General features: G+C 53.3%; 26 protein-coding genes and 3 pseudogenes. 12 read left to right on the forward strand and 17 right to left on the reverse strand.

From position 1 onward, the window contains the following. Positions 1-116: 116 nt before the first annotated feature. Positions 117-881 carry an IS5 family transposase gene (locus JQU52_RS06480; protein WP_230340309.1) on the forward strand — a complete coding sequence of 255 codons (765 nt, stop codon included), beginning with the start codon at positions 117-119 and terminating at the stop codon, positions 879-881. Positions 882-992: 111 nt separating this feature from the next. Here the strand turns inward: JQU52_RS06480 and JQU52_RS06485 are convergent, their stop codons facing one another. Together JQU52_RS06485 and recG are read right to left on the reverse strand one after the other, a co-directional pair. Continuing rightward, positions 993-1,316: a hypothetical protein gene (locus JQU52_RS06485; protein ID WP_230340310.1), complete on the reverse strand. Its 324-nt coding sequence runs from the start codon at positions 1,314-1,316 to the stop codon at positions 993-995. A gap of 339 nt (positions 1,317-1,655) precedes the next feature. Next, the gene (recG, locus tag JQU52_RS06490) at positions 1,656-3,695 is read right to left on the reverse strand and encodes an ATP-dependent DNA helicase RecG (protein WP_230340311.1); all 2,040 of its coding nucleotides are present in this window, start codon (positions 3,693-3,695) and stop codon (positions 1,656-1,658) included. A 115-nt stretch (positions 3,696-3,810) separates the two neighbouring features. On the opposite strand from recG, the gene JQU52_RS06495 reads away from it, so the two are divergent. The 7 genes from JQU52_RS06495 (at position 3,811) to JQU52_RS06525 (ending at position 8,352) form a co-directional block, all read left to right on the forward strand. Further along, complete coding sequence (locus JQU52_RS06495) at positions 3,811-4,167, forward strand: rhodanese-like domain-containing protein (RefSeq protein WP_230340312.1); 357 nt, start codon at positions 3,811-3,813, stop codon at positions 4,165-4,167. 24 nt (positions 4,168-4,191) lie between these two features. After that, positions 4,192-4,755 (forward strand): YceI family protein, encoded by a 564-nt coding sequence (locus JQU52_RS06500; RefSeq protein ID WP_230340535.1) that lies wholly within the window; start codon positions 4,192-4,194, stop codon positions 4,753-4,755. 220 nt (positions 4,756-4,975) lie between these two features. Beyond that, complete coding sequence (locus JQU52_RS06505) at positions 4,976-5,527, forward strand: NADPH-dependent FMN reductase (RefSeq protein ID WP_230340313.1); 552 nt, start codon at positions 4,976-4,978, stop codon at positions 5,525-5,527. 100 nt (positions 5,528-5,627) lie between these two features. Next, on the forward strand, positions 5,628-6,512 hold the full coding sequence (locus JQU52_RS06510) for a pirin family protein (RefSeq protein WP_230340314.1): 885 nt from the start codon (positions 5,628-5,630) through the stop codon (positions 6,510-6,512). 286 nt (positions 6,513-6,798) lie between these two features. Continuing rightward, positions 6,799-7,332 (forward strand): inorganic diphosphatase, encoded by a 534-nt coding sequence (locus JQU52_RS06515; RefSeq protein ID WP_230340315.1) that lies wholly within the window; start codon positions 6,799-6,801, stop codon positions 7,330-7,332. Positions 7,333-7,450: 118 nt separating this feature from the next. After that, the gene (locus JQU52_RS06520) at positions 7,451-7,633 is read left to right on the forward strand and encodes a hypothetical protein (protein ID WP_230340316.1); all 183 of its coding nucleotides are present in this window, start codon (positions 7,451-7,453) and stop codon (positions 7,631-7,633) included. A 20-nt stretch (positions 7,634-7,653) separates the two neighbouring features. Further along, positions 7,654-8,352 (forward strand): IS630 family transposase, encoded by a 699-nt coding sequence (locus tag JQU52_RS06525; protein ID WP_230340536.1) that lies wholly within the window; start codon positions 7,654-7,656, stop codon positions 8,350-8,352. 151 nt (positions 8,353-8,503) lie between these two features. On the opposite strand, the gene JQU52_RS06530 is transcribed toward JQU52_RS06525, so the two are convergent. From JQU52_RS06530 to rluD, 5 genes are all read right to left on the reverse strand, one after another. Then, positions 8,504-8,866: a 5-carboxymethyl-2-hydroxymuconate Delta-isomerase gene (locus JQU52_RS06530; RefSeq protein WP_230340317.1), complete on the reverse strand. Its 363-nt coding sequence runs from the start codon at positions 8,864-8,866 to the stop codon at positions 8,504-8,506. 3 nt (positions 8,867-8,869) lie between these two features. Then, a complete protein-coding gene (gene mpl / locus JQU52_RS06535) occupies positions 8,870-10,261 on the reverse strand; it encodes a UDP-N-acetylmuramate:L-alanyl-gamma-D-glutamyl-meso-diaminopimelate ligase (RefSeq protein WP_230340318.1) in 1,392 nt (463 codons plus the stop codon). A gap of 121 nt (positions 10,262-10,382) precedes the next feature. Further along, entirely contained in the window at positions 10,383-11,723 is a 1,341-nt protein-coding gene (gene brnQ / locus JQU52_RS06540) for a branched-chain amino acid transport system II carrier protein (protein ID WP_230340319.1), read from the reverse strand. A 112-nt stretch (positions 11,724-11,835) separates the two neighbouring features. Beyond that, entirely contained in the window at positions 11,836-12,627 is a 792-nt protein-coding gene (gene pgeF / locus JQU52_RS06545) for a peptidoglycan editing factor PgeF (protein WP_230340320.1), read from the reverse strand. A 29-nt stretch (positions 12,628-12,656) separates the two neighbouring features. Beyond that, positions 12,657-13,781 (reverse strand): 23S rRNA pseudouridine(1911/1915/1917) synthase RluD, encoded by a 1,125-nt coding sequence (rluD, locus tag JQU52_RS06550; RefSeq protein ID WP_230340321.1) that lies wholly within the window; start codon positions 13,779-13,781, stop codon positions 12,657-12,659. Here rluD and JQU52_RS06555 point away from each other — a divergent pair. Continuing rightward, on the forward strand, positions 13,780-14,577 hold the full coding sequence (locus JQU52_RS06555) for an outer membrane protein assembly factor BamD (protein ID WP_230340322.1): 798 nt from the start codon (positions 13,780-13,782) through the stop codon (positions 14,575-14,577). The genes rluD and JQU52_RS06555 overlap by 2 nt on opposite strands. 136 nt (positions 14,578-14,713) lie before the next feature. Here the strand turns inward: JQU52_RS06555 and JQU52_RS06560 are convergent, their stop codons facing one another. The 9 genes and pseudogenes from JQU52_RS06560 to grxB form a co-directional block, all read right to left on the reverse strand. Beyond that, on the reverse strand, positions 14,714-15,289 hold the full coding sequence (locus tag JQU52_RS06560) for an IS630 family transposase (protein WP_230338719.1): 576 nt from the start codon (positions 15,287-15,289) through the stop codon (positions 14,714-14,716). Then, entirely contained in the window at positions 15,243-15,422 is a 180-nt protein-coding gene (locus JQU52_RS06565; RefSeq protein ID WP_230340323.1) for a helix-turn-helix domain-containing protein, read from the reverse strand. The genes JQU52_RS06560 and JQU52_RS06565 overlap by 47 nt, the downstream gene beginning before the upstream one ends. Positions 15,423-15,433: 11 nt before the next feature. Then, positions 15,434-15,616, reverse strand: a complete 183-nt coding sequence (locus tag JQU52_RS06570; protein WP_230340324.1) for a hypothetical protein — start codon at positions 15,614-15,616, stop codon at positions 15,434-15,436. A gap of 260 nt (positions 15,617-15,876) precedes the next feature. Next, positions 15,877-16,119, reverse strand: a pseudogene (locus JQU52_RS06575) (transposase); the annotation flags it as partial. A gap of 20 nt (positions 16,120-16,139) precedes the next feature. Then, a pseudogene (locus tag JQU52_RS14855) lies at positions 16,140-16,738 on the reverse strand (IS630 family transposase). Further along, positions 16,665-17,195: a winged helix-turn-helix domain-containing protein gene (locus JQU52_RS06585; protein ID WP_230340325.1), complete on the reverse strand. Its 531-nt coding sequence runs from the start codon at positions 17,193-17,195 to the stop codon at positions 16,665-16,667. The pseudogene JQU52_RS14855 and the gene JQU52_RS06585 overlap by 74 nt, the downstream one beginning before the upstream one ends. 48 nt (positions 17,196-17,243) lie before the next feature. Beyond that, positions 17,244-17,687: pseudogene (locus JQU52_RS06590) on the reverse strand (transposase); the annotation flags it as partial. Positions 17,688-17,791: 104 nt separating this feature from the next. Further along, complete coding sequence (locus JQU52_RS06595) at positions 17,792-18,190, reverse strand: GCN5 family acetyltransferase (protein ID WP_230340326.1); 399 nt, start codon at positions 18,188-18,190, stop codon at positions 17,792-17,794. 55 nt (positions 18,191-18,245) lie between these two features. Then, positions 18,246-18,893 (reverse strand): glutaredoxin 2, encoded by a 648-nt coding sequence (gene grxB, locus JQU52_RS06600; protein ID WP_230340327.1) that lies wholly within the window; start codon positions 18,891-18,893, stop codon positions 18,246-18,248. 71 nt (positions 18,894-18,964) lie between these two features. On the opposite strand from grxB, the gene hemF reads away from it, so the two are divergent. Then, the gene (gene hemF / locus JQU52_RS06605; protein WP_230340328.1) at positions 18,965-19,876 is read left to right on the forward strand and encodes an oxygen-dependent coproporphyrinogen oxidase; all 912 of its coding nucleotides are present in this window, start codon (positions 18,965-18,967) and stop codon (positions 19,874-19,876) included. 223 nt (positions 19,877-20,099) lie between these two features. Continuing rightward, a complete protein-coding gene (locus JQU52_RS06610) occupies positions 20,100-21,731 on the forward strand; it encodes an acyl-CoA synthetase (protein ID WP_230340329.1) in 1,632 nt (543 codons plus the stop codon). A gap of 156 nt (positions 21,732-21,887) precedes the next feature. Here the strand turns inward: JQU52_RS06610 and mtrR are convergent, their stop codons facing one another. Next, positions 21,888-22,529 carry a multidrug efflux system transcriptional repressor MtrR gene (gene mtrR / locus JQU52_RS06615; RefSeq protein ID WP_230340330.1) on the reverse strand — a complete coding sequence of 214 codons (642 nt, stop codon included), beginning with the start codon at positions 22,527-22,529 and terminating at the stop codon, positions 21,888-21,890. A 485-nt stretch (positions 22,530-23,014) separates the two neighbouring features. Here mtrR and JQU52_RS06620 point away from each other — a divergent pair, with 485 nt between their 5' ends. Continuing rightward, complete coding sequence (locus JQU52_RS06620) at positions 23,015-24,277, forward strand: efflux RND transporter periplasmic adaptor subunit (protein WP_230340331.1); 1,263 nt, start codon at positions 23,015-23,017, stop codon at positions 24,275-24,277. The last annotated feature ends 3 nt before the right edge of the window (positions 24,278-24,280 follow it).

Raw genomic sequence — 24,280 nt, forward strand, 5'->3', positions numbered from 1 at the left:
TGTAAGTATCAACGACTTCCAACCTAGGGTCTGTTCACAATTACTTGTCATACCCTTGAATAAAAAAGAAACGCAGGCATAAAAGGAAGTTCTCACCCTCCCCCAATACACCTGCGATGCCCCGTACACTACTCAAAGATGAACATTGGACGAAGCTGTTACCTATTCTGCGTGATTTGGGTATTTATAGCAAACCCAATTTGCGCAGAATTCTTGAAGGCATACTTTACAGAATAAGAACCGGCATACCGTGGCGGGATTTGCCCGAGTATTTCGGCAAATATCATACTGTTTATACCGCTTATAACCGTTGGTCAGAAAAAGGCATTTTTACTGCAATCTTGAAACAGCTCAGCCAAGAGAGTGACTTGGAGTGGGTAGCCATAGACGGCAGTTATATCCGTGCTCACCAACACTGCGCCGCAGCCTCAGCGCTCAGTGCGCAAGAGGATCACGCAATCGGTATGAGCCGAGGCGGCAGAACCAGCAAGATTCATCTGGCTGTAGATGCTGCAGGCAATCCGGTTGAGGTTATCGTTACTGCGGGCAATATCCATGATGTCACCGTTGCACCGGAGCTGCTTGACAACATCAACCTTACCGAAACTGAGTTGGTTAATGCGGACAAAGGTTACGATTCAGACCGGCTCAGGGAGCAAATAGAGCAAAGCGGTGCGAAAGCCAATATTCCCTATAAAAGCAATAGGGAAGAGAAAAATAAAGACATGGACTGGTATTTATATAAAATCAGGCATTTGGTAGAGAATGCCTTTTGCCGTTTGAAACATTTCCGAGCGATTGCCAGCCGTTACGATAAGCTGAAACGCAACTTCCACAGTACGGTTTTATTGGGATGCATTGTGATGTGGTTACCTTTATGACAAGTAATTGTGAACAGACCCTAGTTGAATTGCTTCAGCCTTGATAATGAAGTTACTTGGCAGTTTTTCGGTCTGCTTTAAACTATCAACCATATTATTTGTAGCAATAAATTATTTCTTGCCAACATAAAACTCACCTTCTCCACTAAAAGATATCGATATATCGTACTCAAAATAAATTTTAATTATTTGTTGTAAATCAATAAAAAAATCTTCTATATGCAACAAAGAAAGGCCGTTTAAAGTTTTATAAATAATTTTATCGTTTTCAATGCAATCATCAAATATTAACTCTTCACCTTTGTAAACCGACCATGATTTTTCCGAATTAAGAAACCATTCTTCCCCAGAAAGAGTTAGGGTTGAAAAATTCCAAGAAACATAATTTAAACTCAAAGGGAAAACCAAGTCTTTACTAATAAACGATGGATTCATTTATGGCTCCTGCTCGAAATGAGTAAGAGATCTTACTTCTGATTTCCAAGCTTTCTTTTCGTCAGAGGTGACTGGTCTCACACATGGCTGTGGAGGCTTTTCAGTCAAAGGGTTAATGGGTTCTCCATGTGCGTTTTGAAATACCGTTCTTAATGGATTTTGAGTAAGCGTTGGGTTAGCGCGAGCGTAACCCAACAAACAGCAGCCGTTGCCAAACCTAACTGAAACCCCCGCAAGAGTTAGGTTACGGCCTTAGTGACCTAACCCACCGCTTGCGGGTTTTTTATAGAATTATTGAGATTGAATCTACGGTATCTGTTCAGGCTGCCTGAAACCCCTTCATGCCCCCAAATAATGTTCCCGGCTGGCCAGCCAGCGGCTAAGGTGTTTTTCCACCACCTCGGGCTGTTGTGCCAGCAGTTGCGGTGCCAGATTGCGGGCGGCTTCTAAAAGGGGCAGGTCTTCTTCCAGATTGGCAAAGCGCAGCATGGGCGCGCCGCTTTGGCGGGCGCCTAAAAATTCGCCCGGGCCGCGGATATTGAGGTCTTGGCGGGCGATTTCAAAGCCGTCGGTGTGCTCAAAAATCACTTTCAGCCGTGCTTTGGCTAAGTCGGATAAAGGCTCGGCAAACAGCAGCACGCACACGCTGGCGGCGGCACCGCGCCCCACGCGCCCGCGCAGTTGGTGCAGTTGCGCCAGCCCCATGCGCTCGGCGTGTTCAATCACCATTAAGCTGGCATTGGGCACATCCACGCCCACTTCAATCACGGTGGTGGCCACCAGAATATGCAGGCTGCCTGAAGAAAACGCCTGCATCACTGCGGCTTTTTCCGCCGCTTTTAAGCGCCCGTGTACCAAGCCTACGCGTAAGTCGGCAAAGGCTGTCTGAAGCTGGGCATGGGTGTCGGTGGCGGTTTGCAGTTGCAGGGTTTCCGATTCTTCAATTAAGGGGCACACCCAATACACTTGCCGCCCTTGCGCCACGGTGTGGCGCACAAAGCCTTCTACTTCTGCACGGCGGGCGTTGTTGACGAGCTTGGTTTTAATCGGTGTGCGCCCCGGCGGCAATTCGTCGATTATCGACACATCGAGGTCGGCAAAAAAACTCATCGCCAAGGTGCGCGGAATCGGGGTGGCCGACATCATTAGCTGATGCACATCGGCGCCTTTGTCTTTCAGCGCCAGCCGCTGTGCCACGCCGAAGCGGTGCTGTTCGTCCACAATCACCAGCCCCAAGTTGTGAAACGCCACATCATCTTGAAATAGGGCGTGGGTGCCGATGGCGAGCTGGGTGTTGCCGTTAGCCATATCGGCTTTGGCGGCGTCTTTGGCGCGCTTTTTCAGGCTGCCTGAAAGCCAGGCGATGTTCACACCCAAAGGCGCCAGCCATTGGCTGAACTTCAGATAATGTTGCTCGGCCAGTATTTCGGTGGGCGCCATCACGGCTACTTGAAAACCGGCTTCAATGGCGGCCAGCGCCGCCAGTGCGGCCACAATGGTTTTGCCGCTGCCCACATCGCCTTGCAGCAGGCGGTGCATGGGGTGTGGCTGTGCTAAATCGTGGCTGATTTCGGCTAGTGTGCGTTGCTGGGCGGCGGTGAGCGCAAACGGCAGTGCGGCCAGTAAAGGTGTGCTGAGCGATTGATTGCCGTGTATCGGCGCCGCGCTGCCGCTCAGGCGTTTTTGCCGCGCCAGCCGCATGGATAATTGCTGTGCCAGCAGCTCGTCGAATTTCAGCCGTTGCCAAGCGGGTAGGGCGCCGTTTTGGATGTCGCGCACGCTCAATTCCGGCGGCGGTGCGTGCAATAAGGCCAAGCTTTCGGCCAGATGCGGCAGCTTGAGTTGGCTTAGCAAGGCATCGGGCAGGCTGTCGTGCAGCGGCAATTGGTTTAAGGCTGCCTGAATCAGGCGGCGCAAGGTGGGCTGATTCAGGCCGTTTACGGTGGGGTAAACCGGCGTTAGGCTTTCGGCCAGGCCTTGATGATCGGCGCTGCGGATTTTGGGGTGAATCATTTCATTGCCGAAAAAGCCGTGTTTGATTTCGCCCAAGGCGCGGATGCGGTTGCCCACCGCCAGTTGTTTTTGTTGGCTGGGATAAAAATGGATAAAGCGCAAAAACAATAGGCTGCCTGCAGCGTCTTCTACTTTTACGAGCAATTGCTTGCGTGGGCGGAATTGCACTTCTTGATGAACCACTTCGGCTTCGATTTGCACCGGTGTGGCCAGCGGCGCATCGGCAATCGGGGTGATGTGGGTTTCGTCTTCGTAGCGCAGCGGCAGGTGCAGCACCAAATCCCACAAGGTGTGGATGTGCAGCTTGGCCAGTTTTTTGGCGCTGGCTTCGGTAATGCCGAGCTGTTTTTGGGTTTCCGGAGTCATGGCAAGGCGGGCAGGTGGCGTTCAGGCAGCCATTGTAAACGATTTGGCCATTGGCTTGTGCTGGCGGGCTGCGGCATTCATAATAGGCACCTTGATTTATGTGATGGGAATGAACATGATGCACCAAACCACCCGCCAACAGATTAAAACCACATTCTGCGCCTTGCTGCTGGCCACAGCGATGCCGCTGATGGCCGCACCGGCTACACCCACCACCCAAGCCGTGGCCGCGCCCATCTGGATTGATGTGCGCACCCCGGCGGAATATGCCCAAGGTCATTTGCCCGGCGCCATCAATATCCCGCTGAATGAAATCGAGGCGCGCATTGGCAGCGTGGCGGCGGATAAAAACACGCCGCTGATGCTGTATTGCCGCAGCGGCAACCGCTCCGGCCAGGCGCAAAAGATTTTGCAAAATAAAGGCTATACCCAAGTGGAAAACAAAGGTGCTTATCAGGATTTGCGCCGCTGATTGATTAGGAAAGGATAAGCCATGATGCTTAAAACCACCACTACAATGGCCTTGCTGCTGCTGGCCACCACTGCATTGGCCGATGAATACACCATCGACCCGGCACACGCCAATGCCCGCTTTGCCATCGACCATTTCGGCACCAGCACCAACCACGGCGGCTTTTACAACCTCACCGGCACGGTGAAATACGATGCGGCGGCGCAAACCGGCTTTGTCGATATCACCATTCCGGTGAGCAGCTTAAATAGCGGCAACAGCCGCTTCGATACCCATTTGAAAAGCGCCGATTTATTCAATGCCGCCGAATATCCGGTGATGCGTTTTGTATCGAAACAATGGCATTTTGCCGATGGCAAAGTGAGCCGTGTGGATGGCTTTTTAACTTTACTGGGGCAAACCCGTCCACTCAGCCTTACCGCCACCAAGTTCAATTGCTATCAAAGCCCGATTTTGCAAAAGCCGGTGTGCGGCGGCGATTTTGAAACCACGCTAGACCGCACCCAATGGGGCATGAATTATCTGGTGAATATGGGCATGAGCAAAAATGTGAAGCTGAATATTCAGATTGAGGCCGCGAAAAAATAATACCAATCCTAAAAAATAACCTAACTGCGTTGGCTCGCCTTGCCTTACTACTTGTACTGTCTGCGGCTCGCCGCCTTGTTATCTTATTTTTTAGAATTGGTATAAATTCAGGCTACCTGAAAAACGGGTTAACAAGTGATAAAAGCCTGTTTGCAATTTTTTATTGAGCCGCTTCAGCGCATCAACAAGCGCTAATGGCAATAATGATAAGGAGAACACCATGCCGCACCATGTCCGACACATCGCCTTGATTGTGGGCAGCCTGCGCCGCGATTCGATAAACCGCAAAGTGGCCGACTATATCACCGGCGTGGCGCCGCAGCGCTGGCAAATCAGTGAAATCGAAATCGGCGACCTGCCTTTGTATAATCAGGATTTAGACGCCGAGCCGATTGAAGCCTATGAGCGCGTGCGCGGGCAAATTGCGGCGGCGGATGTGGTGTTGGTGGTGAGCCCCGAGCACAACCGCAGCGTACCGGCGGCGGTAAAAAATATCTTGGATATTGCCTCGCGCCCGGCCGGGCGTGGCGTGTGGGCCGGCAAAAAAGCGGCGGTGGTAACTGCTTCGCCCGGCGTTTACGGCGGTTTGTCGGCCGGATTGCATTTGCGTCAGATTTTGCAGGCGCTGGGCGTGTCGGTATTGGTGGCGCCGGAAGTCTACCTCAGCCGCGCCTTTGATGCGCTGGACGAACAAGGGCAGCTCACCGATGCGCGTGCATTGGCATTGTTAAACCGGTTTGTGCAGGCGCTGGATGCTTGGTTGGTGGATTAAATGATCGCTGCCGTACCGCAGTCGTATATATACGTTTCAGGCAGCCTTGATACACAACTGCGTAACTTCAGGTCAATATTGCAAAAATCGGAGCTTGTTTATGGCTGACTCAATACTCAAACTCACCGCCCACACCAAAGACGTGGGCGGCATCCCTGTGGCGCGGCTGTTGCCGCAGGCCAAAAAACGCACCATCGGCGCATGGTGTTTTCTGGATCACGCTGGCCCCAGCGTGTTTGCACCGGGCGAGCCCGGTTTGCAGGTGGGCAGCCATCCGCACATTAATCTGCAAACCTTTACCTGGATGCTGGCGGGCGAAGTGCTGCACAAAGACAGCTTGGGCAATGAAATGCTGATTAAAGGCAATCAGGTTAATCTGATGACCGCGGGCAGCGGCATCAGCCACACCGAGCAAACCCCGCCGCACAGCCGTGAGCTGCACGCGGTGCAATTGTGGATTGCCTTGCCCAAAGATCAAACCATCGCCCCGGCTTTTCAAAACTACCCCGAGCTGCCAATGTGGTCGGCAGGCGGCGTCGACTATGTGCTCACCACCGGCAGTTTTGGCGGCCACACCGCGCCCACGCAGCAATATTCACCGATTGTGGGTGTGGATTTAAAAATCGCCAGTGCCGGTGCGCGAGTATTAAGCCTCAACCCGGCTTTTGAATACGGCTTTTTGGTATTAAAAGGCTGCCTGAAACTGGATGAGGAAACCTTTGGTGCCGATGAGCTGGCCTATATTGCACCGGGGCAGCGCGAGCTGGCCATCCACACCGAGGCCGACACCCACATCATGCTGATTGGCGGCGAGCCGCTGGATTTCGAGCCGGTGATTTGGTGGAATTTTGTTGCCGCCAACAAGGCCGATATTGAAACCGCCAGCCAAGATTGGAACCAACACAGCGAGCGCTTCGGCCATATCGACACCGAGCTTAAACGCTTGGTGGCGCCCGCCGTGCCATGGGCAGGCAGCAACACATAAAAGCACCGGTAGATATGGGCAAAACGGCCGCCATTGATTACAATAAGCGCCGTTTGTATCAATATTTTGCAATGCAGCATAAACGTGCCAAAATGGCGTATTGGGCTGCCTGAAACCTTTTCAGGCAGCCTCATCAATATAATACCGATTATATAAAATAAGATAACAAGCGGCCAGCCGCAGACAGTATAGGTATACGGCAAGGCGAGCCAACGCAGTTAGGTTGTTTTATAGAATTGGTATGGCAAGCATATTTTCAACAAAAACAAGCAAGGAGCAACACAGCATGGCCGATTTCAATCAAATTCTCGATGCCGGTGACGTAGACGGCGGCTTGATTAACGTGGTGGTGGAAATTCCCGTGGGTTCCAACCACAAAATCGAATGGAACCGCCGCATCGGCGCGATGAAACTGGATCGCGTAGAGCCGCTGATTTTTGCCAAACCTACCAACTACGGTTTTATTCCGCAAACCTTAGACGAAGATGGCGACGAATTGGATGCGCTGATCATTACCGACCAACCGCTCGCCACCGGCATTTATCTGCAAGCGCGCGTGATTGGCGTGATGAAATTTGTGGACGACGGTGAAGTGGACGACAAAGTGGTGGTGGTGCCCGCCGACGACCGCCACACCGGCAATGCCATCCAAACCTTGGCCGATTTGCCGCCGCAATTGATTAAGCAGATTGAATTTCACTTCAACAACTACAAAGCCCTGAAAAAACCGGGCAGCACTCAAGTGACCCATTGGGGTGATATTGACGAAGCCAAAGCGGTGATTCGCGAATCACAACACCGCTGGACAGCGGAAAAATAAAGCTGTATCGCTTAATGTACGCTTTCAGGCAGCCTTAAGGCTGCCTGAAAGCCAAGTTATATCAATCCTAAAAAATACAACACCATAAAACCCAAGCCCAAGCTCCCCAAACACCACCATGCCCAAACTAACGCCCCGCAAACACCAGCTGAATGATCATGATTTTTTGAAACTGTCCAAAACAGAGTCAAATCCGAGAGCGCGGATCAAATTGCTGATGCTGCACCAACTGAGCTTGAGTCACAGCTTAGACAGCATTGCACAAACCTTCGGCTATAGCAAAGGGGCGGCGGCAGGCTGACTGCTGTTGATATTGCCCGTATTGCCAAAGAAGACTTTAATGCCAGCTACACACCGAAAGGCATTTACGGCTTATTGTCCCGCATCGGCATCAGCTGGGTATCTGCCCGCAGCCGGCATCCCAAAGCGGATCAGCAGGCAATGGATGATTTTAAAAACTTCGTAAACCATGTTCGGACAGTGCTGCCTGAACACATTGAGCTGTCTGACGTAGACATCTGGTTTCAAGATGAAACCCGTATCGGCCAGCAAGGATCCATCACCCGGGTTTGGCACTATTGCGGCCAAAGGCCGAGGGTAATACGCCAACAGCAATTTGAGTCTGCCTACCTGTTTGGGGCATTCTGCCCATCAACCGGCAACAGTGTGGGTTTGGTATTGCCGTATGTAGATAAGCAAGCCATGCAGCTACATATGCAGCATATCAGCAAGGAAGTACCGGAGGGTCGTCATGCAGTGGTGGTTATGGATGGCGCTTTATGGCATCAAGCCGATTTAAACCTACATAACGTGACGATGCTGAAACTGCCGCCGTATGCACCGGAATTGAATCCGTCTGAACAGATATGGCAGTATTTAAAGCAGCATGATTTATCGAACCGATGCTTTGATGGTTATGATGCGATTGTAGATGCTGCTTGTGTGGCTTGGAATCGGTTGCGTGTACAGCTTGAATTGATTCGGTCGATTACCTCTAGGGCTTGGTTTATTGTATGTTAATTTAGAGAATTGGTATGATTAACTTTTAAAATACTGTGTGGAATTGAAAAAAGCCGCCAAAATTTGGCGGCTTTTTTCAGGCAGCTAAAACGAAGTTTCTGCGTGGCTAAAACCGTTTTTAATTACCTACGATAATGATTTTATCAAGCCATTACGGCGCGGGCGGCAACACCGCCTTGGCATACACCGAGCGCGCCATTTCCTGAATATCCACGGTGAGCTGCACCGCCGCTGCCGGGCGGCCAACGCTGTGTTCCAAGGCTGCCAGCAGTTGTTGTGCCAACAGAGCGCGCACTGCTTCGCTGCGCCCGCTGAGCAGCCACAGGGTAATGTGGGCATAGGCGGTGTGGCGGTCGTCGGCGCCCACCAAATAATGCTCGAATACCTGGGCACGGCTTTTGATGTCGGCTGCCTGAAACAGGCCGCTCTCCAACAAAACACGATTCAAGGCCGCCAATGCGGCATCGGCATCCACAGCCAAATTGGCGGTGTGGTTTAAATGCAGATGCGGCATGGTTTAGCCTTTTAACGCGGTTAACAATTGCTGGTGAATGCCGCCAAAGCCGCCATTGCTCATCACCACTATCTGGTCGCCCGGCTGGGCTTGCGCCACAATGGCGGCCACCAATTCATCGAGCTGCTGCGCCACATGCAATTTGGCGCCCAAAGGGCTTAAGGCTGCCTGAACATCCCAATCCACACCGCCGGCATAGCAAAACACCTTATCCGCCCCGGCCAAACTCTCGGGCAGTGCCGCTTTCATCGCACCCAGCTTCATGGTGTTGGAGCGCGGCTCCAGCACCGCCAGAATACGGGTATCGGCACCCACTTTCTGGCGCAAACCGGCCACGGTGGTGGCGATGGCGGTAGGATGGTGGGCAAAATCATCGTACACGGTGATGCCGTTCACTTCGCCGCGGATTTCCATGCGCCGTTTCACGTTTTTAAACCGCCCCAGCGCCGCACAGGCTGCCTGAACGCTCACGCCCACATGGCGGGCGGCAGCAATGGCGGCTAAGGCGTTGAGGCGGTTATGCTCGCCCAACAAATCCCACGCCACCTGCCCCACCGGCTCGCCGTGCAGCAATACCTCAAAGCCACCCGACGCATCCACCGCGCCTACTTGCCAGCCTTCGGCAATGCCGAAAGGCGCCACTGGCGTCCAACATCCTTGCGCCAACACTTCAGCTAGCGCGGCTTCGCGGCCGTTGTTGACAATCAGGCCGTCACCGGGCACGGTGCGCAACAAATGGTGGAATTGGGTTTGAATCGCAGCCAGATTGGCAAAAATATCGGCGTGGTCGAATTCCAGATTATTCAACACACAGGTGCGCGGGCGGTAGTGCACGAATTTGCTGCGTTTATCGAAAAAGGCGGTGTCGTATTCGTCGGCCTCAATCACAAAAAACGGCGAGCGCGACGCCTTATCTTGCGCTGGCGCCTGCGGCAATCGTGCCGACACGGCAAAGTTTTGCGGCACGCCGCCAATCAGAAAACCGGGCGCCAGCCCCGCGTCTTCCAACACCCAGGCCAACATGCTGGCGGTGGTGGTTTTGCCGTGGGTACCGGCCACGGCCAGTACCCAATGGTGGTGCAGCACGTTTTCGGCCAGCCATTGCGGCCCGGAAATATAGTTCAACCCTCGGTTGAGAATGGCCTCCACCACCGGCAAACCGCGCCGCGCCACATTGCCAATCACATACACATCGGCGGCACAGCCATCCAACTGCGCCGCCTCAAAACCTTCCACCACTTCAATGCCCAGCGCTTCAAGCTGGGTACTCATGGGCGGATACATCTTGGCATCGCAACCGCTCACGCGAAAACCGGCCTCTTGGGCAATCGCCGCCACGCCGCCCATAAAAGTGCCGCCAATGCCGATAATATGAATATGAGGTGTTGTGTTCATGCTGGTTGCCGTTACCATACGCAAAAACGGGCATTGTATAAGCTGCCTGAAATAAAAACCACCTCATTTACCCGGTTAAAGGCTGCCTGAAACGGCGTTGTCCTTTTCAGGCAGCCTTGCATTAAGCCGGTGCCTGCGCGGGCTTTACCCACAAGCGATAAATCTGCCCCACAATTAAGCCCAACAAGGCGGGCAACAGCCAGCCTAAGCCGATGCCATACCACGGCAACCATTGCGTGAGCAGCTGTTGGCTTGCCGGGCTAAAACCAAAAGCGGTGTGCCAAGCGTCCAATATGCCCACTGCCAAGGCCGGCAGCATGGCGCACACATACATGCTTTGGCGCCCGCCCAACCAGCGGTGTAAGAAAGTGAGCACAATCAACACCACCGTCACCGGATACAGCAGCATCAACATGGGCACCGAAAGAGCAATAATGCCGCTGAGCCCTTTATTGGCCAGCACGCATGAAATCAATGCCAGTGCCAGCGCATAGCTGCGGTACGACCAGCGCGGATAAAGGCGCTGAAAATAATCGGCACAAGCGGCAATCAAGCCCACCGCCGTGCTTAAACACGCCAGAAAAATAATCAGCGCCAACAAAACATTGCCGCCAGTGCCCCAATAATATTGCGCAATCCGCGATAGCACCTGAGCACCATTGTCGAGCACACCCAGCATAGCCACGCTGCTGGCACCCATAAACGCCACACTCACATACACCAAGGCCAAAAACACACCGCCCAGCAACCCCGCGCCCATAGTAAGCCGCGCCACCGATACACTTTGGCGCACTCCTGCGCTGCGCAATGCCTCAATCACCATCATCGCAAACACCAAAGATGCCAACGCATCCATGGTTTGATAGCCCGCCAAAAAACCGGCAGCCAACGGGCTCTGGGCAAAATCACCTTGTGCAGGCTGCCAGCTGCCCATCGGCTGCCACCATGCCGCTGCCACCAACAACACAATACACAACAACAATACGGGGGTAAGTATTTTACCGATGCGGTCAATCAGCTTAGACGGCGACATCGCCAGCCAAAAAGCCAAGCCGAAAAACAGCAGGCTAAACACCGCCAGCGCCGGCTGATGCTGCCCCTTGGGCAGTAAAGGCAGCAAACCCACTTCAAACGCCACCGTGGCGGTGCGCGGCATACCAAACAACGGGCCGATTGATAAATACAACAGCAAGGCAAAGCCCAAACCAAACAGCGGCGACACCCGCCCCGCCAACGCCTGCACATCACGCTCACCCGAATACGCCATCGCCACCACCCCCAGCAACGGCAACCCGGCACCGGTGAACACAAAGCCCAACACCGCAGGCACACTCATATCGCCTGCCTGCTGCCCCATCAAAGCCGGGAAAATCAGATTACCGGCACCAAAAAACAAGGCAAACAACATCAAACCGGTGGCCATAAAAAAAACAAAGCCGACACGCGGCTGTGGTGACTGCATCAACAACTCCTTTTTAAAGTAATACCTATTCTGCGAATTCTACAAAATCACGGCAGTGACGCATTCCTTTGATGGCCACAGGCTGCCTGAAACCAAAATCCGGCCAGCCCAATCACTCCAGCCACACCGCACTCACCATGCGCCCGGTTTGGCCGTCGCGGCGGTAGGAAAAAAACGCATCGCGCTCCAACACCGTGCAGTGCTGGCCGCCGTAGATCTGGTTTATCCCCACATCTTGCAGCGCCAGCCGCGCCAAAGCATAAATATCGGCCAGATATTTGCCCGCACCGATATCGGTAAACGCCGCTTCGGCACGCGGCATCGGCAGGCAAAAGGCATCCCACACATCCTGCCCCACTTCAAAAGCATCCGCACCAATGGCCGGCCCCAAATAAGCCATGATTTCCAGCGGTGCCACCGGCATTGCCGCCACCGTATTTTGCAGCACACCGCCCGCCAATCCGCGCCAGCCCGCGTGCGCCGCCGCCACCGTGCTGCCGGCACGGTCGCAAAACAGCACCGGCAGGCAATCGGCGGTCATCACCGCGCAGGCGGCGCTGCCATCGCAGCCTACACTCGCGTCCGCATTTAAGGGCTCGCCTTTCTCCAAGGCCGCCAGTGCGGCATCAGCGGCCACCACGGTGGTGCTGTGGGTTTGGTTAAGATAGGCCAGCGCCCTGCCCGCCTGCTGCTCTACCAGCGCCCGATTGTGCGCCACCGCAGCGGCATCGTCGCCCACATGCGCGCCCACATTCAAGCTGGCAAACACCCCTTGGCTGATACCGCCTTGGCGGGTGCTGATTAAGGTGCGCACCCGTGGCGATGCGGGCCAATCGGCCTGTAAAAAAACACCACCACCATTGACAGGCAGCCCCAAAGCCGTATTCAGGCTTAAATCACGCATAATCATCCTTTCAGGCTGCCTGAAACCACTTAATCACGCACATACACCACTTCCACATCGTAATCGTCGTCATCCCAGTCGTCATCGTCTTGCCCGCCCGCTGGCGTTTGGCCGGTGTCGGCATGGTTTAAGGAAGAGTCCAAGCCTGCTTCCAGCCGCAATACCGACAGCAAATGGTAGATATCGGCTGGCATCGGCGCTTCAAACGACACGGTTTCGCCGCTGGTCGGATGCACAAAGCTGAGGCGGTAGGCATGCAAGGCTTGCCTACCCATGCTTTTTACTGCCGCTTTAACTTCATCGGAAGCGCTGTGGCGCGGGTTGCCATAAACTGGATCGCCCGCCAGCGGATGGCGCGCGGCGCGCATGTGCACGCGGATTTGGTGGGTGCGGCCGGTTTCCAACTTGCACTCCACATAGCTGTGGTTGTGGTAGCGCTCCAGCACCTGCAAATGGGTAATCGCTTCTTTGCCGCCAAACGGCAGCACTGCCATTTTCAGGCGGTTGTGCGGGTCGCGGCCGATTTGGGTTTCGATTTTGCCATCAAACGGCACAATGCCGTCCGCCACGGCGCGATACACTCGCTTCACCGTGCGCGCTTGCAGCTGTTGCACCAATTGGGTTTGTGCCGGCAGGGTTTTGGCCACCACCATCAGGCCGCTGGTGTCTTTATCCAACCGGTGCACAATCCCCGCCCGCGGCACTTGCGCCAAGGCCGGGCAATGGTGTAGCAAGCCGTTAAGCAAGGTGCCGTGCCAATTGCCCGCCGCCGGATGCACCACCATGCCCGCCGGTTTGTTCACCACCAACACGCTGTCGTCTTCGTAAACAATATCCAAATCCATCGGCTCGGCGGCAAAGGCTTGGTTTTCTTCGGTGGGCACAATGGTAACTTCCAGCACCTCGCCGCCCACCAATTTGTCTTTGGGCTGTGCGCGCTTGCCGTTAAGCAGCACGGCGCCGTCTTTAATCCAGCCGGTGAGGCGGCTGCGCGAATAGTCGGGCAACAATTTGGCCAGTGCCGCGTCCAGTCGCAAACCGGCCAATTCATTGGGCACGGTTAAATTTTCGCAACTTTGTGCGCTAGGCTCTGCCGTAAAGTCGAAATCATCGCTATAATCGGCTTCGTTATCCAAGGAAGAAGTGTGGTTCATGAAAAAATTTCTTTTAATGGCCGGTTTGGCCGTGGCGTTAAGCGCCTGCTCCAGCACCGGCACGGTAGACAAAGATGCGCAAATTACCCAAAGCTGGTCGGTAGAGCGCCTGTACGCCGAAGCGCACGATGAGTTAAACAGCAACAATTATAACCGCGCCATCAAATTATACGAAATTTTGCAGTCGCGCTATCCTTATGGCCGCTTTGCCCAGCAAGCGCAATTGGATACCGCCTATGCTTACTATAAAGACGACGAGCCGGAAAAAGCGCTGGCAGCGATTGAGCGCTTTGAGCGTATGCATCCGCAACATCCGAATATGGATTATGCGCTGTACCTGAAAGCCTTGGTGCTGCTCAACGAAGACAAATCGTTTGTGAACAAACTGGCCGCGCAAGATTGGTCCGACCGCGACCCCAAAGCCAACCGCGAATCCTACGCCGCTTTTGCCGAGCTGGTGCAACGCTACCCGGACAGCAAATACGCTGCCGATGCCGCCGAACACATGCAAAAACTGGTGGATGCCTTGGGCGGCAATGAAATGGCGGTGGCGCGCTACTACATGAACCGCGGCGCTTATTTGGCCGCAATCAACCGGGCGCAAAGCGTGGTTCAACACTACCAGAACACGCCTTTTGTTGAAGAAGCCCTGGCGATGACTGTGGTGGCTTATCAGCACCTAGATAAGCCGCAATTGAGCGAAGACACCCAGCGCGTGCTGGCGCAAAACTTCCCCAACAGCCCCTATCTGCAAAAACCTTGGCAGGCGAAAAAATCCGCCTGGTGGCGCTATTAAATTGATTTAAACCGCTGTGGCCGTTTAAAAGGCTGCCTGAAAGCTTTTATTATGCTTTCAGGCAGCCTTTTTATATCAATTACCGCTTAATTCTGATAACAATTCTATAAAATTCAGATAATACCAATTCTCTGAATTAACATACAATAGACCAAGCCCTAGAGGTAATCGACCGAATCAATTCAAGCTGTACACGTAACCGATTCCAAGCCGCACAAGCAGCATCTACAATCGCATCATAACCATCAAAGCATCGGTTCGATAAATCATGCTGCTTTAAATACTGCCATATCTGTTCAGACGGATTCAACTCCGGTGAATACGGCGGCAATTTCAGCATCGTCACGTTATGTAGGTTTAAATCGGCTTGATGCCATAAAGCGCCATCCATAACCACCACTGCATGACGACCCTCCGGTACTTCCTTGCTGATATGCTGCATATGTAGCTGCATGGCTTGCTTATTTACATACGGCAATACCAAACCCACACTGTTGCCGCTTGAGGGGCAGAATGCCCCAAATAAGTAGGCAGACTCAAATTGCTGTTGGCGTACGACCCTCGGCCTTTGGCCGCAATAGTGCCAAACCCGGGTGATGGATCCTTGCTGGCCGATACGGGTTTCATCTTGAAACCAGATGTCTACGTCAGACAGCTCAATGTGTTCAGGCAGCACTGTCCGAACATGGTTTACGAAGTTTTTTAAAATCATCCATTGCCTGCTGATCCGCTTTGGGATGTCGGCTGCGGGCAGATACCCAGCTGATGCCGATGCGGGACAATAAGCCGTAAATGCCTTTCGGTGTATAGTCGGTATTAAAGTCTTCCTTGGCAATACGGGCCATATCAACAGCAGTCAGCCTGCCGCCGCCCCTTTGCTATAGCCGAAGGTTTGTGCAATGCTGTCTAAGCTGTGACTCAAGCTCAGTTGGTGCAGCATCAGCAATTTGATCCGCGCTCTCGGATTTGACTCTGTTTTGGACAGTTTCAAAAAATCATGATCAGTCAGCTGGTGTTTGCGGGGTGTTAGTTTGGGCATGGTGGTGTTTGGGGAGTTTGGGCTTGGGTTCTATTGTATTGTATTTTTTAGAATTGGTATAACAAGGCGGAGCTGGTTTACTCGGCGCTTCAGCACCGTAGCACATAAGAGAATCCGACAGCAATATACACGTACGACAACTTGTTGGCGCGCCTACACCTTACAAAGTCGTTCGCGCAAAGTCGTTCGCGCAGCACCTAGGCGAGCCAACGCCATAGGATTATTTAGTTTCTTTACTAGGGTCTGTTCACAATTACTTGTCATAAAGGTAACCACATCACAATGCACCCCAATAAAACCGTACTGTGGAAGTTGCGTTTGAGCTTATTATAACGGCTGGCAATCGCTCGAAAATGTTTCAAACGGCAAAAGGCATTCTCTACCAAATGCCTGATTTTATATAAATACCAGTCCATGTCTCTATTTTTCTCTTCCCTATTTCTTTTATAGGGAATATTGGCTTTCGCACCGCTTTGCTCTATTTGCTCCCTGAGCCGGTCTGATACCATTTAAAATAAATAATCTATAATAAAGCCCATTCACAAGCCACCAGCGAACAGAGCTTGTCTTTTTCTGCAACCAACGCATTCCACGCAGCACAGCCGGCCTCTACAATCTGCCCATAGCCCTTATAGCAACGGTTGGATAAAGAGGTTTGCTTCAGCTGCCGCCATATCCGTTCTATAGGGTTTAATTCCGGTGAATACGGCGGCAGTTTCAATATCGATATGTTTTTCAGTTCGCTGACATCCTTATGCCAACCCGCACCGTCCATCACCACCACAGCATGCCGGCCTTCGGGGTTTCTTTCGATATTTGCCGTAAATGCAGCAGCATCGCCTCTTTGTTCACACTAGGCATCACCAAAGCCGCTGTTGTTCCGGTTCTCAAGCACACTGCACCAAAGATATAGGCGTATTCAAACTGCTGTTGGCGGATAATGCGTGGTCTTTTTCCCTTTTCGTGCCATACACGGGTGAGGCTGCCTTGTTGTCCGATGCGGCTTTCGTCTTGAAACCAAATGTCGACGTGTTCGGGTTTGATGTGTTCAGGTAATACCGCTTTTACCCGGTCGGTAAAGTTTTTTAAAAGCGTCTTGCGCTTGTGGGTCTGCCTGCGGATGGCGGCTGCGGGCGGTGATCCAACTCATGCCGATACGGTGCAACAAAGGATATAGGCAGCTGCTGTGTTTGTAGTGGACATTGAATTCTTGGGCGGCAATGGTATGGATGTCTTCGGCGGTGAGCCTGCCGCCTTCGCGTTTTTCTTGTTCTTCGATGATGCGTTGTTTGAAGGCTTGATGGTCTTGCGGCTTTAGTTTGCTGTTGCGGCCGGGTCGCTGTTTGTCGTAAATGGCCTGTTCAATACCGAATTCCCAATATTTGCGCCGTAATATGTGTATGGTTAGCGGATGGAGTCCAAACCGTGGGGCGATTTCTTCGGGTGTTTGACCTTGTTGCAGTTGGTGCAATATAAACAACCGTGTCCGTGTCCGTGCCCGTGGGTGGGATTCTGTTTTGGCGAGTTTGAGAAAATCATGCTCGGTGAGCTGGTGGTTTTTTGGGGTCAGTTTAGGCATAGGGTGATTATAGCTTATTTATTTTTATTGGTATAATACGTTGAGGTATTCATGTTTGTTGGCTGGGCTGATGTGCAGTTGTTCGATATAGCCTTCCGGGTCGGTGCGGGTGTGTTGTTTGTAGCAGAGGTGGTATTTACCGTCTTTTTTGATCCAACGCGCATCGCTGTCTTTGCTAGGGGTGCTTTGGGCGGTGATGTGGCCATTGTCGTCTACTTCGATGGCTTGGCGTTGTTTGCCACCGGCGGTGTGGATGATGGTGGCGTCGATAACGGCTGCTTGGGCTTTCTCTATCTTTAAACCTTTGTCGGTGAGCTGGCGATTGATGATGTCGAGCAGTTGGGCCAGGGTGCTGTCTTTGACCAGCCAGTTACGGTAACGGTTAAGGGTGCTGTAATCGGGTACGTTGAGGTCATCGAAACGGCAGAAGAGGTGGAAGTCCAAACGGGTGAGGATGCTGTGTTCAAGTTCGGGATAGGAAAGGCTGTGCCATTACGTTTCTTTAAAAGGAGAAATGTAGAGGATTTCGGGGGCTTTTGCAAAGGTCTCAGGCTGAAACATCAAATCAATGCTGCGGCAAAGATTGATGCGGCGGTTTATATTGGCGGCTGTTGCAAAAAACGGGCGATTGAATCCGGCTCGCGTTTGCTGCCAGCCAGCCATTGCGGCTGCCATTCGGTGATGCGATCGCCGTGGCAATGCTCAAACACGCCGGGCGACGGCTCGTTGATGTATTCGTATTGGCGTATCAATACCAGCGGGGTTTCGGCACCGGCGGTTTGCTGCGAATAGGCCAAGGCTTCGGCAAAGGTGGCAAAAGCATAAAAATAATCATCGCCTTGGTAAATGTCTTCGGCGCCGCGCTCCGGGTGGCACCAAACGCGGTATTCCAGCACTTGGTCATAAAAATAGCCGCTACCGCTAAAGCAATGGGCATCGTATTCGCCCACCATTGCCGGGTTAATGGCATCGGGATAGGTATTGGCTGTATTCATGTGTTGGGTTCCGTTTGATATTCTGCAAAACACCGTTTCAGGCAGCCTAAAGCCTTTAAATCGCCCGATCCAAAAATAAGGCCACGCCGCTACGTTGGCTGATGCGCTGCATATAGTTGAGCACGGCACTCGGCCAATCGGCGCCTTTTACCATGCTCAGATTGCGCAACAGCGGAAACAGCAAAATATCTTCTTCTCCGATGACACCGTTGGCACCGCCAGCGCTGGCGGTAAGCGCAGCCAAGGCGGCTAGATCGGCATTTAATTGCGGCAACAGGGTGTGGGTTTGGGTGAAATTGTGGTCAAAATCGCCAATCACGGCGCTTTTCTTGGCTACAAAATAATCAATTGCCGCTTGGGTGGCAAATTCGGGCAGACCGATTTGGATGCAACGCGGCCACACTAGGCGGTATTGGTATTCGCCGATGCGCGCCAGCCACGCGCTGATTTCGGGGCGCACGCCAGCGGCCAGCGGGGTGCCGCTGCCGATGCTGTCAACATAATGCACGATATCCAGGCTTTCACCCATGGCGCTGCCATCGGCCTTAATCAGAATTGGCAGTATTTTTTTGCCAATCAGGCCGATGGGGGTGGCTTCGTCGTCGTTGAGCAGGAATTGGTTGCTCAGCGGCTGGTTTTTGAGTCCGAAAATCATGCGGGCGCGGGTGCAGAAGGGGCAGTGGTCGTAGGTGTAGAGTTTCATGCGGGGCAGTTCCTGTTGGCGTGTTGATTCTGCGATAATAGCCCAACTATCCATTGCTGAGTAAGCCCACCATGTCGTATTACAACCAAATTGCCGCCGTAGCGGCGTTTCTGCCCCAATTGCAAACCCGCATCACCACCGCGCTGGCCGCCGCCGATGGCCGCGCCGACTTTGTGGCCAATCATTGGCGTAGTGCGCTGGGGGAGGGCTGTACCATGGTGCTGAAAAACGGTGCCGTATTCGAGCAGGCCGGAGTGAATTTTTCGCATGTGAAAGGGGCTGCTATGCCTGCGGCGGCCACCGCGCATCGGCCTGAATTGGCGGGCGCGGCGTTTGAGGCCATGGGCGTGTCGCTGGTGGTGCATCCGGCCAATCCGCATGTGCCCACCAGCCACGCCAATGTGCGCCTGTTTGTGGCTTATCCGCCGGATGCCGCGCCGGTGTGGTGGTTTGGCGGCGGCTTTGATTTAACGCCGTTTTATCCGGTAGACGAAGACATTGTGCACTGGCACCAAACCGCACACGATATATGCGCGCCCTTTGGGGCAGAGGTGTATGCCGAATTCAAGCAATGGTGTGATGATTATTTCTATTTAAAGCACCGCGGCGAAACGCGCGGGGTGGGCGGGCTGTTTTACGACGATTTAAACCGCTGGGATTTCGATACCTGTTTTGCGTTTATGCAAGCCATGGGGCAGGGCTATCTGGATGCTTATTTGCCGATTGTGGCACGGCGCAAACACACGGCTTACGGGCAGGCCGAGCGCGACTTCCAGCTTTATCGGCGCGGGCGTTATGTGGAATTTAATCTGGTGTGGGATCGCGGCACGCTGTTTGGCCTGCAAAGCGGCGGGCGCACCGAATCGATTTTGATGTCGATGCCGCCGCAAGTGCGTTTTGAATATGCTTATCAACCGGAGCCCGGCTCGGCGGAAGCGCGGCTGGCCGATTATTTAACCCCGCGCAACTGGCTGGAAAAGTAATTTTATTTCATCTGCATAAGGCATGACTTTTACTTAATTTGGTGCTATAAACATAAAGGTTTCAGTATCTGCATGTTGTTGCCAATACCGCACCATTTTATGGCATCAATTATTTATTCATATTGCTGCCCATGTTTATTTTAGGCTGCCTGAAACCATTTCAGGCAGCCTTTATTTGTATCATTTAAAACAATCAATAAAAACCCACTGCCAAGGAGAAAAAATGGCCGATTTCGACACCGGTTTAGCGCGCAACAGCGCCAACTACGCCCCGCTTACCCCCATCGACTACCTCAAGCGCGCCGCCGAAGTGTATGGCGGCAAAACCGCCATTGTGCACGGCGATATGCGCCAAACATGGGCAGAAACGTGGCAGCGCTGCTGCCAAATGGCCGCCGCCTTGCGCCAAATAGGCATCGGCCGCAACGACACCGTGGCGGTGTTGCTGCCCAACACCCCGGCCATGGTGGAAGCGCATTTCGGCGTGCCCATGTCGGGCGGCGTATTGTGCACGCTCAATATCCGCTTGGATGTGGAAGGGCTGATTTTCTGCCTACAACACGGCGAAGCCAAAGTATTGCTGGTGGACAGCGAATTTGCCGACTACATTCCGCGCATCAAAACCCGCATGCCGCAGCTGAAAATCATCCAAGTAAACGACTTGCTCGGCCCCGCCGAGGCCGCCCATTACGGCGACGACGAATACGAGCATTTCCTCAGTACCGCCACCGAACTGGACAACTGGACTTGGCCGGCCGACGAATGGGACGCCATTGCGCTGAACTACACTTCTGGCACCACCGGCGACCCCAAAGGCGTGGTTTACCACCACCGCGGTGCCGCCATCAACGCCGTGGCCAATATTCTGGAATGGGATATGCCCAAGCATCCGGTGTATCTGTGGACCTTGCCGCTGTTTCATTGCAACGGCTGGTGCTTCGCCTGGACCGTGGCCGCCCGCGCCGGGGTGAATGTGTGCCTGCGCAAGTTTGAACCCAAATTGTGTTTGGATTTAATCCGCGAACATCAGGTAAGCCATTACTGCGCCGCACCCATCGTGCATGCCGCGCTGGCGCACGCCCCGGCAGCACAAAAAGCCGGCATCGAACACAGTGTGAAAGGGCTGATTGCCGGTGCTGCGCCGCCCGAAGCCGTGTTGGCGGGCATGGAGCAAATGGGCTTTGATATCACCCACGTTTACGGCCTCACCGAAACCTACGGCCCCGCTTCCGTGTGCGTGGCGCACGAAGACTGGAACAGCAAAACCACGGCCGAGCGCGCCACCCTCAAATCGCGCCAAGGCGTGCGCGGCCATTTGCAAATCGGTTTGCAAGTGCGGGACGAAGAAAACATGCAGCCGCTGCCGTGGGATGGCAGCAGCATGGGCGAATTGATGTTCCGTGGCAATATCGTGATGAAAGGCTACCTGAAAAACCCGCATGCCACCGAAAAAGCCTTTGCCGGCGGCTGGTTTCACACCGGCGACTTGGGCGTGCAACACCCCGACGGCTATGTGCAAATTAAAGACCGCAGCAAAGACATCATTATTTCCGGCGGCGAAAACATCTCCAGCATCGAAGTGGAAGACGTGGTTTACAAACATCCGGCAGTGATGAACGCCGCCGTGGTGGCCGTGTCCGACGAAAAATGGGGCGAAGTGCCGGTGGCGTTTGTGGAAATCAAACCCGACGAAGAAGTGAGCGCCGAAGCCCTTACCGAATGGTGCCGCGAACATTTGGCACGCTTTAAAGTGCCCAAAAAATTCATCTTCGGCGAGCTGCCCAAAACCGCTACCGGCAAAATCCAGAAATTCGAATTGCGCCGCTTGGCCAAAGAAGCGCTGGATAAAGCTTAAGCGGTTTATATTGTTTTAATATCAGGCTACCTGAAACTTTTCAGCCTTTATTATGCCCGTCTTCGTTGTCCACACATTATTGATGTTATTCAGCTTGCTAGGGTGCAATGACGGTGTTACGTCTCAGGCAGCCTTGATAAGCCAGCGATCTTTAAGTTACTTCACCGCCGGCCGTCGCAAATGCGGGCTGTGCTGTAAAACCTCCATGCTGGTGGCGATAAAGCGCGGTACCACACTGTTTAAATCAATGGCTTCCGGATTGCTCAACCATAAATCGGTGAGCCCCATCACCACAGATTGGAAATACAGCGCGGCCAAGTCAATGTCGATGTTGGGCGGCAGCTTTTGCTGTTGCAGCGATAGGGTAAACACCGCACACAGGCGCGAGCGCCACAATTGCTGGTATTGGCGCAACAGTTGCACGATATTGTGGTTTTGCTCCGTGTGTTCGCAGTTTAAATGCAGGATATGGCAAAACTTGTGATGCGATTCGTTGCTCACCAGCCGCATAAACGCTTGTGTTATCGCCGTGGCAAAGTTTTGCCAGATATCGGGCGATTGGGCGGCAATATCGTTGTCGAGCTGGTGCATTAATTCCTGGAAAATCTGCTGAAATAAAGCATCAAACAAATCTTCCTTGTTTTTGAAATGCCAATACAAAGCACCGCGCGTTACCCCGGCGGTGCAGGCGATTTCGTGCAAAGAAGCTTGGCTTACGCCGCGGCGGTAAAATACGTCTAAGGCGGCGGCAAGCAGGGCTTCGCGGGTTTGTTGGGCTTCGGCTTTGGTTTTGCGCATAATTTTATGGATGATAAAAGCAAAAAATAAATGGATGTTGCTGTGCACAAAAGTGCCACACAAATCCGTGGGTTTGTTATTCAATGCTGCTTTAACGTGCTATTTTATTGGCATTTTTGCCGTCTTAGTGTAAATTTGGTATTCAAATAGCCAAGTTATTTACAAAATTTAAAATAAGCGTTTAGGTTTGCCGCGTTGTTTACATACATTCTTGCATGTATACTGGCGCCGGTAAATCTTTTTAATGTGAAATCACTGAAATTGCGATGGCAAGTGGCGTATTCGGCTGCTTGTTTCTGGTTTTGGCAGCCGATTTCATTCTGTTGTCTTGTGCGTCTGGCCTATTGTTTCAGGTAGCCTTGCCTATGCAGAGCCTGCGCAAACTTTTATTTTTAAATCTAAAAGTTTGCGCAGGCTTTAGTTGGTGGTTTGGACGCAGGTAGCGAAAAATATTCAATAAAATCAATAAACACATTGAGGTGGTTATGAAATCAAATTCCCCATCAACCGCATGGCGTATTGGTGCTTTGGTGCTGGCCAGCAGCTTGGCTTTGGCTGCCTGCGGGCAAAAAAACGGCCACAATGGCGCGGAACAGCAAGCACCGGCACCCATGGTGGGTGTGGTCGTGGCCGAGCCAACCACGGTTACCGTGAACACGTCGCTTACCGGCCGCTTACAGCCCATTCGTGAAGCGCAAGTGCGTGCCCGCGCTGCCGGTATTGTGCAAAAACGCTTATTTGAAGAAGGCGGCTATGTGAGAGCAGGGCAGCCCTTGTTCCAGATTGACAACGCCCCTTATGCGGCGGCATTGGAAACCGCGCGGGCGGCCTTGGCCACCGCACAAGCCACGCAAGCCAAGGCGGATGCCGATGTGGCACGTTATCGCCCCTTGGTGGAAGCCAATGCCATCAGCAAGCAGGAATTTGATGCCGCCATTGCCCAGCAACGCTTGGCGCGTGCGCAGGTGCAAAGCGCCAATGCGGCGGTGAAAACCGCGCAAATCAATGTGGGCTATGCCTATGTTACCGCGCCGATTTCCGGCCACATTGGTAAAGCACTGGTAACCGAAGGCGCATTGGTGGGGCAGGGTGATGTAACCCAATTGGCGCTGATTCAACAAACCGACACCTTGTATGTGGATTTGAGCCAATCGGCGAGCCAAGCCTTGAAAATCCGTCAAGCGGTGGCCGAAGGCAAAATGAAAACCATCGACGGCAAAGCCGAAGTGACCATTTTGCTGGATGACGGCAGCGAATACCCGCAAAAAGGGCGTTTGCTGTTCACCGATATGACGGTAAACCAAACCACCGGCCAAGTGAGCTTGCGTGCCGAAGTGCCCAATGAGGGCAATATGCTGCTGCCGGGCATGTTCGTTACCGTGGCGATTCCGCAGGCACAAATCGACAATGCCATGTTGTTGCCGCAACAAGCGGTGACGCGCGGCAGCCAAGGCGATACGGTGATGGTGGCCAATGAAGACGGCACTTTTGGCCCGCGCCCGATTACCATCGCCCAGCAACAAGGCAGCAATTGGGTGGTGACCGGCGGTCTTAAAGCCGGTGACAAGGTGATTGTGGACGGCTTGGGCGTGGTGCAGATGACCGGTGCCAAAAAAGTGCAAACCCAGCCGTGGCAAAATCCGGCCAACAAGCCCGCTGCCGTTCAGGCAGCCTCGGCTCCGGCCGCGGCCAGCGCACCGACTCAGACCACAGCCAGCGCACCGGTTGCTGCTTCTGCAGCCAAATAAGGG

Origin of the sequence: Paralysiella testudinis (assembly GCF_016894345.1) — a bacterium.
Taxonomy (GTDB): domain Bacteria; phylum Pseudomonadota; class Gammaproteobacteria; order Burkholderiales; family Neisseriaceae; genus Paralysiella; species Paralysiella testudinis.